This is a genomic window from Pseudoalteromonas sp. BMB, from assembly GCF_001709235.1.
GTDB lineage: Bacteria > Pseudomonadota > Gammaproteobacteria > Enterobacterales > Alteromonadaceae > Pseudoalteromonas > Pseudoalteromonas maricaloris.
The window spans coordinates 84,618-101,317 of the sequence record NZ_MBQA01000158.1 but is presented as its reverse complement, the minus strand read 5'-3'; the positions used below and the strand labels follow the sequence as shown (position 1 = coordinate 101,317).

Genomic DNA, 16,700 nt, shown 5'->3' with positions numbered 1-16,700 from the left:
GATGTGTATAAGAGACAGGGAATGAGCTAACTCATTGTTTTTAATAACACATTAAATTATCCCATTATCTAGCCAGACAGTTTTAGGGATAACAAGGCGAATTTATGCACCAATAGCTGGCTATTGGAAGTGAATTCAACGCAGTTAGCGCTAAAACTGGCTGCTAGAAAGGCATTAATTATCCGAAGCCCAGGTTATTTAATTGTGATTACGGTCTATGAACGTTAGCGGTGACAGATATTATTGTGTGCATGGTATCTCATGTTTTAATACCAAATAGCCTTAATACCCACTCGATGTGAGAGGAAAATCTGACGCTAGCTGCGTTAAAAACTTCTTTTTAGAACAACTAGGTGCCTTGCTGTTAGCTGGGTGCGGAGCAAGCGATAAGACTTTCTAACCTCAAAAATAGCTCACCTTATTAAAAAGGCTTTGATGTCAGGTGAGTAGATAACAGATATTCGCCTTCTAGGCATCATGATTAAGCAGTGGTATGAGAGTGACGTTAAACTAAAAAAGCCCCCGCAGCTTTAAACTTGCGGGGGCTCATTATTACGACTAAATCTTGCGGGCTTTAGACTACAGTCTAAATGTGAAACCAGCGAAGATATAGCGACCCAAAGAATCATAGAAACCAGGGTAAGTGTTACCATTTGCTGGGCCTGCAGGACCATTTGGTACTAGTGGAGCAGTATTATCAAAGATATTATTTACACCACCGCGGAATTGCAGGTTATCAGAAGCATTCCATGTTACCGCAATATCAACGTAGTCACGCGCAGTCATTGGAACTGGTCCATCGATTACTTGACCGTCGTCATTTCGTGCGAATTCCTTCACTTCACTTACATAACGATAGGTTGCTGTAACGTTTGCATCCCAAGGTGTTACCCAAGTTGTTGAGAAGTTTGACTTAAAGTCAGGAACTGGGTATTCACATACCGCTCTATCCCAACGACCAGCACAATCGTCAATATCACCACCTGGTAAGTTTTGCGTTGCAAACTTATCTAGCCATGTACCGATTAGCTTGAAGCGTAAAAGACCCATATCATCAGGTAGGTTATAACGGTAAGATGCATCAAAATCGATACCGCTTGTATCTACACTACCAATGTTTCTATCGATTGCAGTGATAGAATCTTGGCCTAGCCACAATGAACCAGTTGGACCACGGTTAATCAGTCCACAGAACTCGTCGTTACCGTTAATCGCACACTGATTGAAGATTGTCGCTTCAGGAATTGCTTGAATTGCGTCTTCAACAGTAATGTCGAAGTAGTCAATCGCAATGTCTAAACCTTCAATGGCTTCAGGAGATAATAGAATACCAAACGAGATAGTATCTGACTTCTCAGGCTCTAGGTCTGGGTTACCACCAGTGATACTGTTGTATTGACCTGCTGGGTTGATCAGTGCGTTTGAACCATATTTAGATGGATCAAGACCTGTTCTAGCACACTGTTCAACAGTTAGAGTTGGGTTGTCACCACCACATGGATCTTCCCAGTTAAACAAACCTTGTCCAGCAGATCTAAATAGGTCACGCACGTTACCTGCACGTACTGCACGTTGGAAGCTTGTTCTCAAACCAAGTTGGTCATTAACGCGGATATCAAACGCACCTTTATAAGTGTTGGTTGTCTTATCTGTTGAATAATCAGAATAGCGGTACGCTAACTCTAATGTTATATAATCAGCAAAAGCTGAGTCTTCAACTAAAGGCACGTTGAATTCAGTAAAGAATTCATTAACGTCAAACTCACCACTTACACCAAGAACTGGACCACCTTGGCCTGCACCGTCACCTGACTGGAAGCCTTGATCTGGATTGAAGTCTAGCGACTCTTTTCTGTGCTCAAGACCAAATACCACGCCCACACCAGTGGAAGTACCAGGTACTACAACACCGTACTCAGTAAGGTCACCAGTAACATAACCACTAATTTGTTTTGTTCTCGTGTCACCACGAGCAAATAGAGGCATAGTTAGGTAGTCGATTTGCTCTTGAGTGATTTTCGACGGATCGAAAATATTCCAAGGAATACAAGTTGGATCGCTACCATCTACAACTGACTTACATACCACGTTGCCGTCATCATCTGTTGTTGCTTGTAATGAACGAATGATTCTGGTGGTAGACATGTCGTTTTGGTAAGTCTGAGCATATGATACGTTACCAAAGTTCATATACGCATCATAAGTCCAGTTGTCATCGATTTCACCGCGAACACCTAGGACAAAACGAGTTGAGGTATGGCGAATGTCGTCTTGACGAGGGCCACCTTCAACATTACGTTTGCCGATGAAAGCACCTTCTACAACACCATCAACTGCAACACCACCAGGTCCACAAAGCGTATTTCTTTGTGAAGCTGAAAGTAGCGGGTTATCACAGCTAATATCAACTTGGTTGAAGAAAGAACCTGAAGGTGCGATCTGAGCTACTGTGCGGTTGTCCATGTAGTTAAACTCAGCATAAAACGTATGGCTGTCGTTAAAGTCATAGTGACCTAGCAAGCCAAATGTCTTACGTTTGTCTGGACGTTGGAAATAGTTAAGTGGGCCATAGTTATAAACAGTTCCAGCTGTAGGAACGAAATCGGTACCAGCTACTTTGTAGTCATAGGTATCGAAATCGGTAATACGGCCATCAGGAATTGTTCCTGAACCACCACAGACACGTTTACCTGTGGCATCGATATTCATAGCACAGGCACTGTAGTCACGGTTATCCTGTGTCACTTCTTCGATATCACGCCAAGTCGCGTAACCTGTGATGTTAGCACGGCCGTCTGCAGAGTTTGCACCAAAAGTCAGAGAGATATCATGGGTGTCACCATCCCATTGACTTCCGTCAGGTACCGGGAAGCCTCTATCTTTTAGTGCTCGTTGCATGTCTTTGTGGTCGTTATCATGTTGATAAACACTACCTTGATACTCAACTTGGAAGCCTTCAAAGTCGTCTTTCATGATAAAGTTTACAACACCAGCAACAGCGTCAGAGCCGTATGTTGCTGACGAACCACCGGTAAGAACATCTACACGTTCTACCAAGGCAGCTGGGATTTGGTTAAGGTCAGCACCGATACCACCAGCAACAGGAGAACCAGAAGGCAAGCGACGTCCATTAACGAGTACCAATGTACGTTCTGTGCCTAAGTTACGAAGGTTTACTGTTGCGGTACCTGTAGCTCCATTTGCTTGGCCTGAAGTTTGGTCAGCAAAGATTGCAGGCATATCGTTGAGTAGATCTTCTACCCTAGTAATACCTGCAACTTTAATGTCTTCGGCCGTAACACTTGTTACAGGGCTCGCACCGGTCATGGCTGCTCGCTTGATACGAGTACCAGTAACCTCAATTCGTTCTACGCTATTAGTAGCGTTGGCATCTGTTTCTTCAGCGTGGGCGATACCTGATACGCCTGCAGTCAGCGTTGAACAAGCCAGTAGAGATAGCCTGATCGTTGCTGATAGGTTAGAAAGTTTCATCTTATTTCCTTATTTATTTATTTATTAGCAGAGTAGGAAAATGTTCCTGCAACATAGAACTTACAACGCATCTACTGAAAGTTCAATGGTTCGTTTGTAAAACTGTCAAATGTAATGGAGATATGAGCTTTTTTATAACAAAATTATACGGATGAAAGTTGAAACAAAACATTTCTAGATAAAAGTAAAACAAAGGGATGAGTAATTTGTTGCTAAAAAAAGGACACCGCGATAGTGTCCTTGATGATTAATACCTTTGGCGTTGCTTACTCTTCAGTGATAAATGCTTCACCGGATTGAATCCACTCTGCTGCCGGTAATCCTTTCAGGTGGTAATCAAAGTATTCTTTCATACGAATTGAATAATCTAGCTGATTTGGCAGCTTTTTCAGATGGTGTGGTTCACCTTCGTATTGTAAGAAAATGGCGTCTTTATCATGTCTTCTTAAGGCTAAATAATATTGAATACCTTCTTGCCAAGGCACTGCTCCGTCGTTATCACCAAACATGATCAAAATCGGCGTGTTTACTTTATCTGCGTAAAACACTGGAGAGTTTTCTATATATAATTCAGGTGCTTCTGTTAGCGGTTTACCGATGCGGCTTTGGCCTGTTTCGTATTGGAACTGTCTTGCAAGACCTGATTCTAAACGGATCCCACTGAACGCAGAGGTCATATTGGATACTGGCGCGCCAGACACAACCGCTTTAAACATATCTGTCTGTGTGATCATAAATGCACTTTGGTAACCAGCCCAAGAGTGGCCTTGTAAGCCAATTTTATCCGGATCCGCAACACCTGTATCAATCAGCGCTTGTGCTGCATTGATCATGGTTTGTGTTGAAGAGCGCCCTGGGTGGCCGATTTCAAAACGAATATCAGGCAAGAATATCGCATAACCGTTTGAGGTATACATTGGCAGGTTTGGTCTGTGATTTAACTCCATTTTCGGGAAGTCATACATGCGCTGGCTCATATAGCGGTAAAAGTAAATCACCACTGGCACTTTATCACCGGCTTTATAATCAGCAGGTTTGATTAACACGCCTTGAAGATCTTCGCCATCGTAGCCTTTGTACTTCACAAGTTCAGGTTTTTGGCCCCAAGCAAATGTCTGCTGCTGCGGATTTAAATCTGTGAGTTTTGTCGGGTTATTAAAGCTGCTATCTGAGACCCAATAATCAGGAAATTCTTGATAAGACTGTCTTGTGAAAATATAAGTGTCCGCCTCTTTGGCTTTTCTCACTACACCATATTTAGCTTCGCCAGACAAAACAGTTTGCAACTTGTTATCTTGTAGGGAAAGCGTTGCAATATGCGTTTGTTTATTTTCGAGGTTGTGCGCACTTAACAGTAAGGTATCGTCCGGGTTAAAACCTAGTTTGTCCTTATCTTTATACTCAATACGGTATTGCGTTTGGGTCTTATAGCCGTCAGTTAGTCGAGTTGCTTTTGCCGTTTTGGTATCAAATGCCCAAATATCATATTTACTGTAGGCGTAGAGCGTCGAACCATCGAGCTGCCAACCAGCAAATCCAAACCCTTCGTTTGGTTCTGGTTTATCATGTTTATCATCAGCAAACAGTGCGTTTTTAACCGCTTTGCTTACCGGGGTAAGCTGTTGAGTGGATAACGATTTCAACCAGACTTGTTCACCGTCGAAATAGGCCGCATGTTTACCATCAGGTGCGACGGTAGGGCGATTTGAACTTTCTTTAACAATGAGTTGTTTATCACCACTGCTGATATCAACGCTGTAGTAGTCGCGATAAAAGCCCTTGGACATAATTTGCTTTAGGTAGGGAGTATCGTCGCTGCCCAGCACAAAATTTGCGTTTGTGTGCAGTGAAATAGCAGGCACCTGAAGGTTTTCAAGCTGTACTACACGCTCGCCATTAATATGATAAACCGCTTGATAATGTTGATCTCGACGGCTTTCATTCCATGTTTTTATTTCTCGAGTTTTGATTTCAGGATCGGCATTATGCCAAACCTTTAAGCCTTTTTGCTGGCGAATGGTATCGTAATCAAAAAGTGAGCTTTCATCTGTGTATTTAAGCACTTTGGCTTTTTCTTCAAGCTGTGGACGATTTTCAAAAAACAGTCGTGAGCCATCTTCAGACCATTTGATTGATGCTGTCTTGCCTGAAAACCAATCGCTTGGGTTGTGGATGTCGGTTATTTTATTGCTTGTTGGAGACCATAATTTGAGTTGGTAGTCGCGGCGGCGCTTGTCATCGTTGACATAATTACCTAAATAAAAAGCGACATGTTGAGAATTGGGTTGCCAAGCAATGTCTCCTAAAGTTACACCGGGCTCATCAATAAGACTTGTGATTTGATTGCTTGCTAAGTCAATAACGGCCACACGGTTTTTACTGCCATCTTCACTGCGCTGATTGACCAGTATCGCGTTACTATTTGGTGCTACTTTATATGCTGCGATGTCGTCATAGCGAGTACTTTCATTGTTAGAAAGATTCAGCACTACAAGCGTTAAGGTTTCGTCGCCTTTATCTGCACTGATTTTGAGTTCATCAGTTTGTTCATCTGTATTCGCTTTTGCGTCTGATTTGTTGTCGCCTTTTTTTGCATCCTCACGGTACACCAGCCATAGGCCATCATCTGAAAGTTGATAATCTTTAACCGAGCTAAAGGTTTGCTGGGCCTTAGTTGTGGTATTCACCAACACTAAATTGTTTTTTAGTGTTTTTTTCTTCTTTTTATCTGCCGTTTCTTTTTCAAGTAGGGTAGGGCGTTGGGTAAAGCCAACCCATTGACCGCCTTTATTGATAACTGGATTCGTGCCACGGGGAACCGATGCAATCAGTGCTTTATTATTGAGAGAATACACTTGGCCTTCGCTGTCACCACGGTAAGGCTTTGCACTTAGGCCGAGGAATGTGCCTTGTTCGGAGATCACCGTACCCTGAGGGTAACGAAAATCAAAAACATCTTTAAATTCAAGACTGGGTTTAGCTGCTAAGCTGCTTACACTAAAAAGTGCTGCGCTTAAGAGAGAGAGTTTTAGAGTCATATTTAGAGCATTTTAGTATGTATTTATGATGTTTTTATCACTTTTAACGGTGAAACTAAAATGCTCTGCGGTGTGCGGATGTATTTAAGCGGCTAGCCGCAGGTGCTTAAAGCCAGATTTTCTCAAGCTCAACCCACTGTTTATCGAATTGCGCGGTTGGTTTTGCTTTAAAGTCACTTCTGACAAACTGGTTCATCTTACCCTCAACAAAAGCTAAGAATAGGTTAGCCAGAACACTTTCTTCACTCGTGAACGCCTTACCTTCTCTCAATTTACGCTCTCTTAATACTTGTTTGAATTGTGTCTCAAGCTTTTCAAATAAGCTTTGTACTCGTTCACGTAAGCGTTCTTGCTCACCTTGTAGTGCATCACCCGTTAAAATACGCGTGATCCCAGGGTTTTTCTCTGCAAACGCTAGGAGTAGAGTAAGAATGTTGTAGATCCGGTTACGAGTTTCTTTTTCGTTTTCTAGGATTAAATTAATGCGTGACAGCAACGTATCTTCGATGAACTCAATAAGCCCCTCAAACATTCTCGCTTTACTTGGGAAGTGGCGATAAAGCGCAGCTTCTGAAACCCCGACCTCAGCAGCGAGTTTAGCTGTGGTGATACGCTGTCCCGGGCTGGTTTCCAGCATTTGTGCGAGTGATTGAAGAATTTGCTCTTTGCGATTACTACGTTTTGTCGCTGGCATGAAATTTCCCTTATTTTTCTAATTGTTATATTGTTTTTGCCGGGTTTATTAAGCACAGAGAGTGATGCGCAGAAGTGCAAACCCCGACTCGTTTACACGTTATCGGGGTATCATGTTAATGTTTTATTCAGTTTCTTTCCAGTCTTTTACATGAAGGTTATTTTATCTTTTCGGCAATAGCTTGCATGACAGTGAGTGCTAACTCTTTTTTGCTAGAATGAGGGAGTTCAAGTCGGTCTTTTTTCCAATATAGGGTCAATGTGTTGTTATCAGAATTAAAACCACCTGTGCTATCCGACACATCATTCGCACAGATCATATCCAACCCTTTATTTACCAATTTTCCTTGCGCATATTCGGCGACATTCTGCGTTTCAGCGGCAAAGCCAACGGTATAAGGACGAGACTGTTTTAGTGCTGCGACAGTGGCGATAATATCGGGGTTTTTGACCAGTGTAAGTGTGATTTCATCGCCTTGCTTTTTAATCTTTTGCTCGGCAACAGTGGCTGCACGGTAATCAGCGACCGCAGCGCAGCCGATAAAAATATCCGATTGTACGGCATACTCGAGTGCAGCTTGTTGCATCTGCTCAGCACTTTCTACATCAATTCGAGTAATTCCAGTGGGGGTATTCAGTGAAACTGGGCCTGCGATCAGATTTACGCTTGCACCCAAAGCCTTTGCCGCCTCAGCAAGGCTAAAGCCCATTTTTCCTGAACTGTGGTTAGTAATAAAACGCACCGGATCTAATGCTTCGCGCGTCGGTCCTGCGGTGATAGTTACCGTTTTTCCTGCTAATACTTGCTCAGTAGGGCGAAGTGCAGCTAAACATAGTTGCACCAACTCATGGGGTTCAAGCATGCGTCCTGCGCCTACATCTCCGCAGGCTTGCTCGCCTTTACCAGGTCCCCAAATTTGGATATGGCGTGAAGCTAATGTATTGAGGTTTGCTTGAGTCGATAGGTGCGCATACATCTGTTGATTCATTGCCGGCGCTACGGCGACAGGCGCGGGCGTTGCGAGCAGTAATGTGGTCAGTAAATCATCTGCAATACCCGCCGCCATTTTGGCGAGGATATTCGAGGTCGCTGGAGCAACCAGCACTAGGTCTGCCCATTTTGCAAATTCGATATGGCCCATTGATGCTTCTGCTTGTGGGTCAAGCAAAGAGTCAGAAACGATTTCACCAGAGACCGCCTGCATTGTCAGTGGCGTGATAAAGTGCTTAGCAGATTCAGTCATCACCACTTTGACATCTATTTGCTGTTCTTTTAGGCGGCGAACAAGTTCTGCGCATTTGTAAGCAGCGATACCACCGCTGATCCCAAGTAAGAGGCGTTTATTTCTTTGCATGTTTGTTTTATACGATCACAGTATCAATAAACTAAAGATATCACAGTCGGTGATAATTTTTGAATTCTCACTTTTTGGTAGCTACACTTTGGATGCCATGGAGGCAAACACATAAAAGGAAAAATTATGCAAATATCAGCCTTACCCAAATCCGCACGGCCGAGAGAAAAGTTAATTGAGCAAGGCCCTGAGGCGTTATCCAATGCCGAATTATTGGCTATCTTTTTACGCACTGGGATTAAAGGGTTCAATGCCATAGAGCTTGCAGAATCCTTGTTGCAAGAACAACAAACTTTACAGCGTTTATTCAATGCCTCGTTAGAAGAGTTTTCAGCGTTAAAAGGCTTAGGCGTTGCCAAATATACTCAGTTACAGGCCGTTTTGGAGCTAAGCCGGCGTTATCTAAAAGAAGAGTGCTTAAGAGAAACGGTATTTCAAAACCCGACAGCGGTACGTGACTATTTGAGTGCTCAACTACGGGGGCTTGGGCATGAAGTGTTTATGGTGCTATATCTAGACAACCAAAATCGTCTGATAAAAGATGAAGTGTTGTTTCACGGCACAATTAACGCAGCTTCGGTTTATCCAAGAGAAGTAGTAAAGGCGGCACTCAAATACCATAGTGCAGCTGTGATTTTTGCCCATAACCATCCATCGGGCGTGGCAGAGCCCAGCGAAGCGGATAAACTCATTACGAAAAAATTGCAGCAAGGCTTGGCACTAGTTGATATTAATGTACTTGACCATTTAATCGTTGCCGGAAGTCATTGTATTTCGTTTGCCGAACGAGGACTGATTTAAGCTGAGTTGCTGTTTTATCAGGTGGGTTTTGCTTTCTCAAGCTGTCCTTTCGAACTGAGCAAAGTGGAATGGAGCTTGAACACTCAACTTTTACTCGAAGTGTGAGGTAGCTGGTGGAGTGTTGCTGCCTAAATATACGCATAAGCACGAAAATTAGACAGTCAAAATCACCATCGACAAAGGGCCAAAAAAGAAATTTGCTCGTTAAATCAGCATATTTGTATAAATTTTATAAATTAGTTCAATTTAAATGCAGTTTTTACTTTCCTAGTGGGCTTCGGATCATTATAATTGGCCGCTATCAAATTTACCCATGAGCTGATTTCAGTAGGATCAGATCCTTGATCTCTGCCTGTAGATACTGTATAAAGAGCGCCCTTTGATTTTACCTAGGGCACGCAGTTAAAAGGCCTTTAAGGGAAAATTAAGCTCGAGCGAAGTTATTGGAGATACATAGACATGTCTAAAGTCTGTCAAGTTACAGGTAAGCGCCCAGTGGTTGGTAACCACCGTTCGCACGCGCGCAACGCTACTAAGCGTCGCTTCCTACCTAACCTACAAACACACCGTTTTTGGGTTGAAAGCGAAAAGCGTTTCGTTTCTCTACGCACTACTACTAAAGGTATGCGTATTATCGATAAAAAAGGCATCGACGCGGTATTAGTAGATATCCGTGCTCGCGGCGAAAAAGTTTAAGGAGCTGAATCATGCGTGATAAGATCCGTTTAGTTTCAACTGCTGGTACTGGTTATTTCTACACTACCGACAAGAACAAGCGTAACATGCCTGAAAAAATGGAGATCAAAAAGTTCGACCCTAAGGTTCGTAAACACGTGATCTTCAAAGAAGCGAAAATCAAGTAATTCGTTTCAAGAATCAATAAAAACCCAGCCTCGGCTGGGTTTTTTGTTTTTGTACTTTAATTTTTCACGGTTAATTGCCAAAGCTCACCACTTGGTTGCTTCAGCTCACTGAAAATCACATCGCCATTTTGCAATATATCAAACTGTCCAATAAATCGTTGTGGCGGGGTGAAATACAACTTTTCTTGTTTAGTCTTCAGGTCAAATCGCCAAATACTTTTGTCTCTTTCATAGTAAAGCGCATTATCTCTGAGTCGCCAATTCAACCAATTTCTCACTGGTACATCCGTCACAACTACAGACTCTAGCCCGTCTTCCAGTTGCCAAATTCCGGGTTGTGTAAACTTGGTAAAGTACAACACATTATTAAGCTTGTAGCCGCTGTAGCCACCTTGTGTTGTAAGTTGCTGATGTTGGTTTGTTATTAGATTTAGAGACCATAACTGCCAACTACCAGAGCGTTCACTGCTGTAAATGATTTCGTTGTTATCTTGGCTGTAATTGGCAACGTAAGGCTTAAGCTCAGAACCTATTAGTTGTGTTGTTTTTTGGCTGTTGATAGCAAACTGGTAAATAGCGTCTTGATATTCATACAGTATTGTTGAGGCATCGTGGTTAAGTTGAAAGCGCTGAAAATTAAATATGTGAGGCAAGTCAACTTGAGTGTGTTGTTGTGTTTCAGTGTCGATAGACCATAAAGCGGAATGCGCGCCGTGATCCGAAATATACCAAACTCGCGGCATTTGATTTGCGCGAGGTAAGCGATTCAATGCCTGATTATCAACGAGTGGTGAAAAGGTTTGCTCCGATACGTCGAAAAGGTGAATTAGGCTAGTTAACTTATATTGGTTAAAGAGCAGGGTCTCATTGCTATCTTGTAATACTAGGCTTTCGATTGGTGCTGTGAGCTTGTGAAGCAGTTCTACTTTGCTCGATTTTATATCAGCGCGATAAACGCTACTACCTGCGCTAAAGTAAATAGATTGCCCGCTAGCAGACCAAGTTAGTGCCGTGAGATTATAAGGTAACTTAACGGTGTTCTTTACTGACATGCTTGGGTAATCGTACACCGTCAGTTCGTGCTTATCTTCTCCAAGATAGCGTGCGGCGGCGAGTTGGTCTTTAGTTGTGGATAAACTAAATAGATGATCGCCTCTAAGGTTTCCTGAGATTGGAGGAAGCGTTAGCTGAATATGTTGCTTTGTATTCGAATCGAAACGGTAAAGGCCGTATCCACTATGTATATTTGTGCGTTTTCGATAAATGATTTCGTGCGGATTTGCGCCCCATATTAGTTTAATGTTTTCGATAGGCTGGCAATAAAATAGCGTAGTGTGCTGTGCCTGCGTGATATCAAACTGTTTCACGGTACAGCCATTATCATCGTCAATATAGGCGATGTGTTTGGCGTCTGAGCTTAAGGCTTGTGCGCTGATGTTGCCTGAAAACAGCTTTCTATGTTGCTCGTTGTGATTGAGCCACAGCTCCGACTGCTGAGTGTCGGTAGGATGCAGGTAACTAAAGCTTTTATATTTTGGCGCGCTACTTAACTGCAGCTCAATACCGCTCTGGCCCGTTAATTTTTGTGGTAGGAGTGGTTCGTTATTGTGCGCTGGCTGCATGAACTGATAGGCAATAAATGCACATACGCTGGTAATAAGTAGAGAAACACCTAAAAGTGGCGCGATCTGGGAGCTGGTCTTATTTATTGTTGCCGGAGTATGACTTGTGACCGCGGGAATCAGTCGGTATCCAAGGGTAGGGATAGTCTCTATATACTCAGTTTTACCATCTAATTTATTCATATACTGGCGCAACGTCGACACGGCTTTATTGATTGCGCTTTCTGTGACTACGCGACCTCGCCACACTTCTGCAATGAGCTTATCGCGCGAAACAACATTACCATTTGCTGCAATTAAGGTTTGTAGCAATAAGTATGGCTTAGGCTCAAGTCTGATGGAGTCTGTGCTACTCGTCAGCGTTCGATTAACCGTATCAAACCGAATGGCTGCAATCTCATAGCGCATTTATTATCCCTTTGATTATATTGTTTATATTTATTGGTAAGGAATTCCTCACAACGATTTCATGTGAATTCGTCGCGCCCTTTTTCAAAGTATTTAGAGTACATGAAAACAATAAAATAGGAATGGCCAACATGACAAGTCGAATGTTTTTAAAACAGGCGTTAGGTTTAACACTCGCAGCTTTAGCCGCGGGTTGTGGCAGCAGTAGCGACAGCAAAAAGGCGTCAGGCAATGACGATGGAGTGTTAAAGCCCGAAAATGGTTTTGAGGTCCATCAACTCAATGAGCGTTACTATTATATGAAGCCGATTGAAAAGCCACATAAAGCGTACAAGCTGATGTTGGCTTTTCATGGTTCTGGAGGGACTGCTTACGGTATGGCAGGTTTAACTAAGCTACATGAGCAAAACGATGATTATATCGTCGTTTATCCCAAATCAAAAAATGAAGAGTGGAATGAAGGCTGTGGTTGTAACAAGGCACATCGTTTAGGTGTAGATGACTTAGGCTTTGTTGATCAGATGATTGCAGAAATAAAAGCCAAATATGATGTCATTGACGGTGAAATTTACGCGACCGGCTTTTCTCAAGGCGGGTTATTTGTACAAAACCTATTATGTAACCGTTCGGAGACGTTTAATGCGATAGTAACGGTTGCAGCACCTATGTCCTACCAATTAGGTGATAGCTGTAATTTTTCGACACCTACAAACTACCGAATTATGCACGGTAAAGCAGACTCAGTATTGCCTTATAATGGCAAAAGTCACGCAAATTTTGGGCTACTCTCGTCACCTCAAGCGATTAAAATTATTGCTAATCTAAACTATGAGGCTGCTTTATCTGTTGATGAAGAAATAGCGGAAGGCGTGACGTTAACTCACTATCCTAATCGCAATATTCAAACCCAGCTAATTAGTGTAGGCGGGGCTCATCATAGCTGGAATTTACCACCTGTCCAAACCACCGAATCGATAATGACATTTTTTGAATCGACAAGTCGTTATGCGCTGCCCCAAGGTTCTGATCTTATCGCAGTAAATAACGATTATTACCATGTACGGCAATTAAAACAGCACGCTGATAAACCAACTGTGGTCATGCTCTCGGGCGCGAATATGCATTTTCATAGTGACAGTGCTTGGTTCGCGTTACTACAGCCTTACTTGGCAGAGAGTTTTAATGTTTACGTCATTGATAGGCTAGGGCAGGGATTAAGTAGTGTTGATGACGCGCCTTCCATGAATAAATTTGCACACGACCTCCCTATACTATTTGAAAAGCTTAATCTCAGTGATGTGCATTTGTTGAGTTACGCAAATAGTAATTCAGTGCCGCTAATTGCGATGCAAAAATCACAGGAATTTAAGCAAAAGATAGCCAGCATGTTGTGGTTAGACCCAGATATTTTACTGCCACATTCTATTGCTCAGTATCAAGGTTATCCAGTTGATGTTTATCGTCAATACGGACAAGACTTGATTGATCATGTTGCTGCAGGTAATTGGCAAGAAAAGATGAATGGCAAAATAGCTGAAGAGCAGGCGCATATTGAAACACTACTTGAAGGAAGCGAGTTTGCAGACTACATGGATTGGCAATATTTCAATCACATCATGCAAACCCGCCATAGTGTTGCAGCTCAACTTACTCGAGTACACGAGATGATGAACTACCATGACGACTTGGAGTTAGTAAGAAACTGGCAGCCAGACAGCAGCATTCCAATTTCAGTGATAGACAGTGAGTTTGAAAAACTAGATATTGCAAATGCAGACTCTGAAGAAGCGAAAGCCAATCTCATTAAATGGGAGGCAGAGGGGAGAAAATGGTCGCAAGATGTTGCTGAAGCCAGTGGTGGGCAATACTTACCAATAGCCTCAACTGAGCATCTGATCCCATTTACCCATCCTGAGCTTATTAAGCAGGCATTGACTGAGCTGTCTAACCGATAACATCTGACATAGCGCCCAGCGCTAATCCCTACTAGTTGACGTTTATCGTCACTTCCCCCAAAGCCCAAATATCCTTATTTGGACTTTTTCGTATCACTATATGATGTGTAATTAACTGTAATGCTTTGTAATTCTTAAAGGTTATAAAAGCTGTTAAATTAAAACGTCAGTAAGGTAATAAGGATAAAGGCCGTGGCTTCGCATTCTTTTGACGATCTTGTTCAAGCGATTGGTAATGCAGTTATTGCAGTACGAAATAAGCTTGAAACACAACATTTGAGTACGTTAGCGCGTTATTTTAGACAGACTGATAGCGGTGCACTCGAGGCTGTAACTAAGACGGTAAAAATTCCAAGTGCTGAAGAACCCAATTCATTTACAGAAATAAACGTCCCTCTACTTAATTTAGTCCCTACAAACTCTTTAAAGCTAAAGGAAGTAACCGTTGAATTTGATGCGTATATCTCATCACTCGAAAGTGATCCTAATGACAAGTCTGGTAAAAAAGAGACTAAGCAGCTGCAAATGACCACATTATCTGGTGGTGGCATAGGTTCCAAGAAGAATAACGCCAAAATTAAGATCACACTTGAAGGCCAAGATCCGCCTGAGGGACTTATCAAAATCAACGAACATATTCTTAAGCAAATCCCTTAACCCAATCATGATCATCATATAAGGAGACGAATATGTCAGTTAGTGATCAGTTTAGAGGCCTACCAATGGAAGACTTAATTGGTGGTCCACTTGCAGCGGCTTGTACCGCACAGTATAACCTTGCCCAAACAATGTTGAGCTTCATTGGTTCTATAGGCTTCAAAGATAATAAAACCAGAACACTAGATTTTGATCTTGAACGACCGGTTGATAATGGTTCAGGACAACTGACAAAAGAAACGGTCAAAGTGCAAGCGCCTTTATTGGGATTAGTACCTATTCCTGCGCTACTGATTGAATCAGTAAAGATTAACTTTAGTATGGAAGTCAAAGCGCATACAGAGAGTAAATCTTCGACGAAGACCGACACTAGCGTTGACTATAAGTCATTTTGGTCACCAGTCAATGTATCGGGTAAGGTATCTACAAACCGAGAAAATACGCGAAGTACAGACAATACTGCCAAGTATGACGTTACCGTAGTTGCGACCCAGCAGCAACCTCAAGAAGGTATGAGTAAATTAATGGACTTACTTGCAAGTGCTGTTGAGCCGATCAGCATCAGCGCTCAGTCTCAACCCTAACAGGTGGTTTCAAGTGCTCACTGTTAAAAACTGGTTATTAAAACTATTTGGAAAGGCCAAAGGTGGTGCAGCACTTGTCTCTGAGCCGGTCTCGTTTGAAGAGTCCATTAAACCCTATACCAAGTTGGGGATGAGCATAGAAATTAAGGCTAAAAGGCGATGAACTTTCATTTTTCAGAAGACGATAACAAGCGTATCTATGACCTGTTTGGTGATGATTATTGGCAACAGCAAATACGTGCACGCAAGAAAAAAGCAAAAATACGCCTTGCGATTGTGAGTTTGATTGTTAGTGCTTTGCTGGCTGTGTTGATACCGTTTGTTCTTGTAAGTTAGGTAAATTCATTGAACTTTGGATAATGAATGCCTTTCTAGCGCTAAAACGCTTTGGCTAGATAAGGGAGCAGTGTCATGTGTTTTTTAAAGCAATGAGCAAGCTCATTTATTATCCAAACCGTAGGTTATATTAAAGAGTTAATGGCGTTATAGTAAGGTAATTATATGTTAGATGTTCAAACATATTATGAGCAGGGGATAGCGGCTGATAAAGTTGCACCTGGGTGCGAAAAAGCATTTGACCTATTTTTTAAGGCTGCACGTAAGAAGCACGCTGATGCTCAGTACATGCTAGGCGTATTAATTGCTGAGTCAAACGAAGAAGATAAATATGAAGATGCTTATGATTGGTGGCATAAAGCCGCAAAACAAGGGCATAGCAAAGCACAATTCAACTTAGGTGTTTGTTTTAGCAATGGCGCAGGGGTAGAACAAGATGTACCGCTTGCTGCAAGATGGTTTGAAAAGGCCGCTGAGCAACAGCACAGTAATGCCGCTTTTTCGTTAGCGAGGCTTTATTATCAAGGGCAAAATATCGAACAAAGCTTTACTAAAGCATTTCAATGGATGAGTCGCGCAGCCATGCTTGGACATGTCAATGCAATGGCTGATGTATCTCTTATGTGCACAATGGGGCAAGGTATAGACAAGCCAAACAAAATAGAAGGTTATGCTTGGGCACAAACCGCAGAGTCATTTGGCTTTGACGATACGAAACGGATCATCCAAAGTATTGAAAAAGTGTTCACAATGTCATCAGCTGAAAAACAGCAAGCCAAGCAGCTGTCTGATAAGTTCATCTCAAGGGTAAAGGATAGCCTTTCCCAAAACGCGCAGTACTAATTTACGTGAGCTCAGCTTGTTACAAGTGATGGCTTGCATGTTAGCAGTGAAGC

13 protein-coding genes are annotated in these 16,700 nt (G+C 42.4%); 8 read left to right on the top strand and 5 right to left on the bottom strand.

The window, feature by feature from the left end; all coding sequences use genetic code 11:
• Positions 1 to 579: 579 nt before the first annotated feature.
• The 4 genes from BB427_RS10230 to coaBC form a co-directional block, all read right to left on the bottom strand.
• The gene (locus tag BB427_RS10230) at positions 580 to 3,492 is read right to left on the bottom strand and encodes a TonB-dependent receptor plug domain-containing protein (protein ID WP_069020610.1); all 2,913 of its coding nucleotides are present in this window, start codon (positions 3,490 to 3,492) and stop codon (positions 580 to 582) included.
• Between the two features lie 266 nt (positions 3,493 to 3,758).
• Positions 3,759 to 6,530: a S9 family peptidase gene (locus tag BB427_RS10225; protein WP_069020609.1), complete on the bottom strand. Its 2,772-nt coding sequence runs from the start codon at positions 6,528 to 6,530 to the stop codon at positions 3,759 to 3,761.
• A 106-nt stretch (positions 6,531 to 6,636) separates the two neighbouring features.
• Positions 6,637 to 7,224, bottom strand: coding sequence for a nucleoid occlusion factor SlmA (slmA, locus tag BB427_RS10220; RefSeq protein WP_010376740.1), 588 nt, complete (start codon positions 7,222 to 7,224; stop codon positions 6,637 to 6,639).
• A gap of 157 nt (positions 7,225 to 7,381) precedes the next feature.
• Positions 7,382 to 8,578 carry a bifunctional phosphopantothenoylcysteine decarboxylase/phosphopantothenate--cysteine ligase CoaBC gene (gene coaBC, locus BB427_RS10215; RefSeq protein ID WP_069020608.1) on the bottom strand — a complete coding sequence of 399 codons (1,197 nt, stop codon included), beginning with the start codon at positions 8,576 to 8,578 and terminating at the stop codon, positions 7,382 to 7,384.
• Between the two features lie 126 nt (positions 8,579 to 8,704).
• Between coaBC and radC the strand changes: the two genes are divergently transcribed.
• The 3 genes from radC to rpmG all read left to right on the top strand — a co-directional run bounded on the left by radC (position 8,705) and on the right by rpmG (position 10,242).
• Entirely contained in the window at positions 8,705 to 9,379 is a 675-nt protein-coding gene (radC, locus tag BB427_RS10210; protein WP_069020607.1) for a RadC family protein, read from the top strand.
• Positions 9,380 to 9,838: 459 nt separating this feature from the next.
• Positions 9,839 to 10,075, top strand: a complete 237-nt coding sequence (rpmB, locus tag BB427_RS10205) for a 50S ribosomal protein L28 (RefSeq protein WP_010376746.1) — start codon at positions 9,839 to 9,841, stop codon at positions 10,073 to 10,075.
• Between the two features lie 11 nt (positions 10,076 to 10,086).
• Complete coding sequence (rpmG, locus tag BB427_RS10200) at positions 10,087 to 10,242, top strand: 50S ribosomal protein L33 (protein ID WP_010364212.1); 156 nt, start codon at positions 10,087 to 10,089, stop codon at positions 10,240 to 10,242.
• Between the two features lie 56 nt (positions 10,243 to 10,298).
• On the opposite strand, the gene BB427_RS10195 is transcribed toward rpmG, so the two are convergent.
• Positions 10,299 to 12,272 (bottom strand): winged helix-turn-helix domain-containing protein, encoded by a 1,974-nt coding sequence (locus tag BB427_RS10195; protein WP_069020606.1) that lies wholly within the window; start codon positions 12,270 to 12,272, stop codon positions 10,299 to 10,301.
• Positions 12,273 to 12,403: 131 nt separating this feature from the next.
• Between BB427_RS10195 and BB427_RS10190 the strand changes: the two genes are divergently transcribed.
• From BB427_RS10190 to BB427_RS10175, 5 genes are all read left to right on the top strand, one after another.
• Positions 12,404 to 14,227, top strand: a complete 1,824-nt coding sequence (locus tag BB427_RS10190; RefSeq protein ID WP_069020605.1) for an alpha/beta hydrolase — start codon at positions 12,404 to 12,406, stop codon at positions 14,225 to 14,227.
• A gap of 192 nt (positions 14,228 to 14,419) precedes the next feature.
• Positions 14,420 to 14,884, top strand: a complete 465-nt coding sequence (locus BB427_RS10185) for a DUF2589 domain-containing protein (RefSeq protein ID WP_045988016.1) — start codon at positions 14,420 to 14,422, stop codon at positions 14,882 to 14,884.
• Between the two features lie 32 nt (positions 14,885 to 14,916).
• Positions 14,917 to 15,468 (top strand): DUF2589 domain-containing protein, encoded by a 552-nt coding sequence (locus BB427_RS10180; protein ID WP_069020604.1) that lies wholly within the window; start codon positions 14,917 to 14,919, stop codon positions 15,466 to 15,468.
• Positions 15,469 to 15,627: 159 nt separating this feature from the next.
• Positions 15,628 to 15,804 carry a hypothetical protein gene (locus BB427_RS24460; protein ID WP_175401268.1) on the top strand — a complete coding sequence of 59 codons (177 nt, stop codon included), beginning with the start codon at positions 15,628 to 15,630 and terminating at the stop codon, positions 15,802 to 15,804.
• Between the two features lie 165 nt (positions 15,805 to 15,969).
• A complete protein-coding gene (locus BB427_RS10175) occupies positions 15,970 to 16,647 on the top strand; it encodes a tetratricopeptide repeat protein (protein WP_069020603.1) in 678 nt (225 codons plus the stop codon).
• Positions 16,648 to 16,700 lie beyond the last annotated feature (53 nt).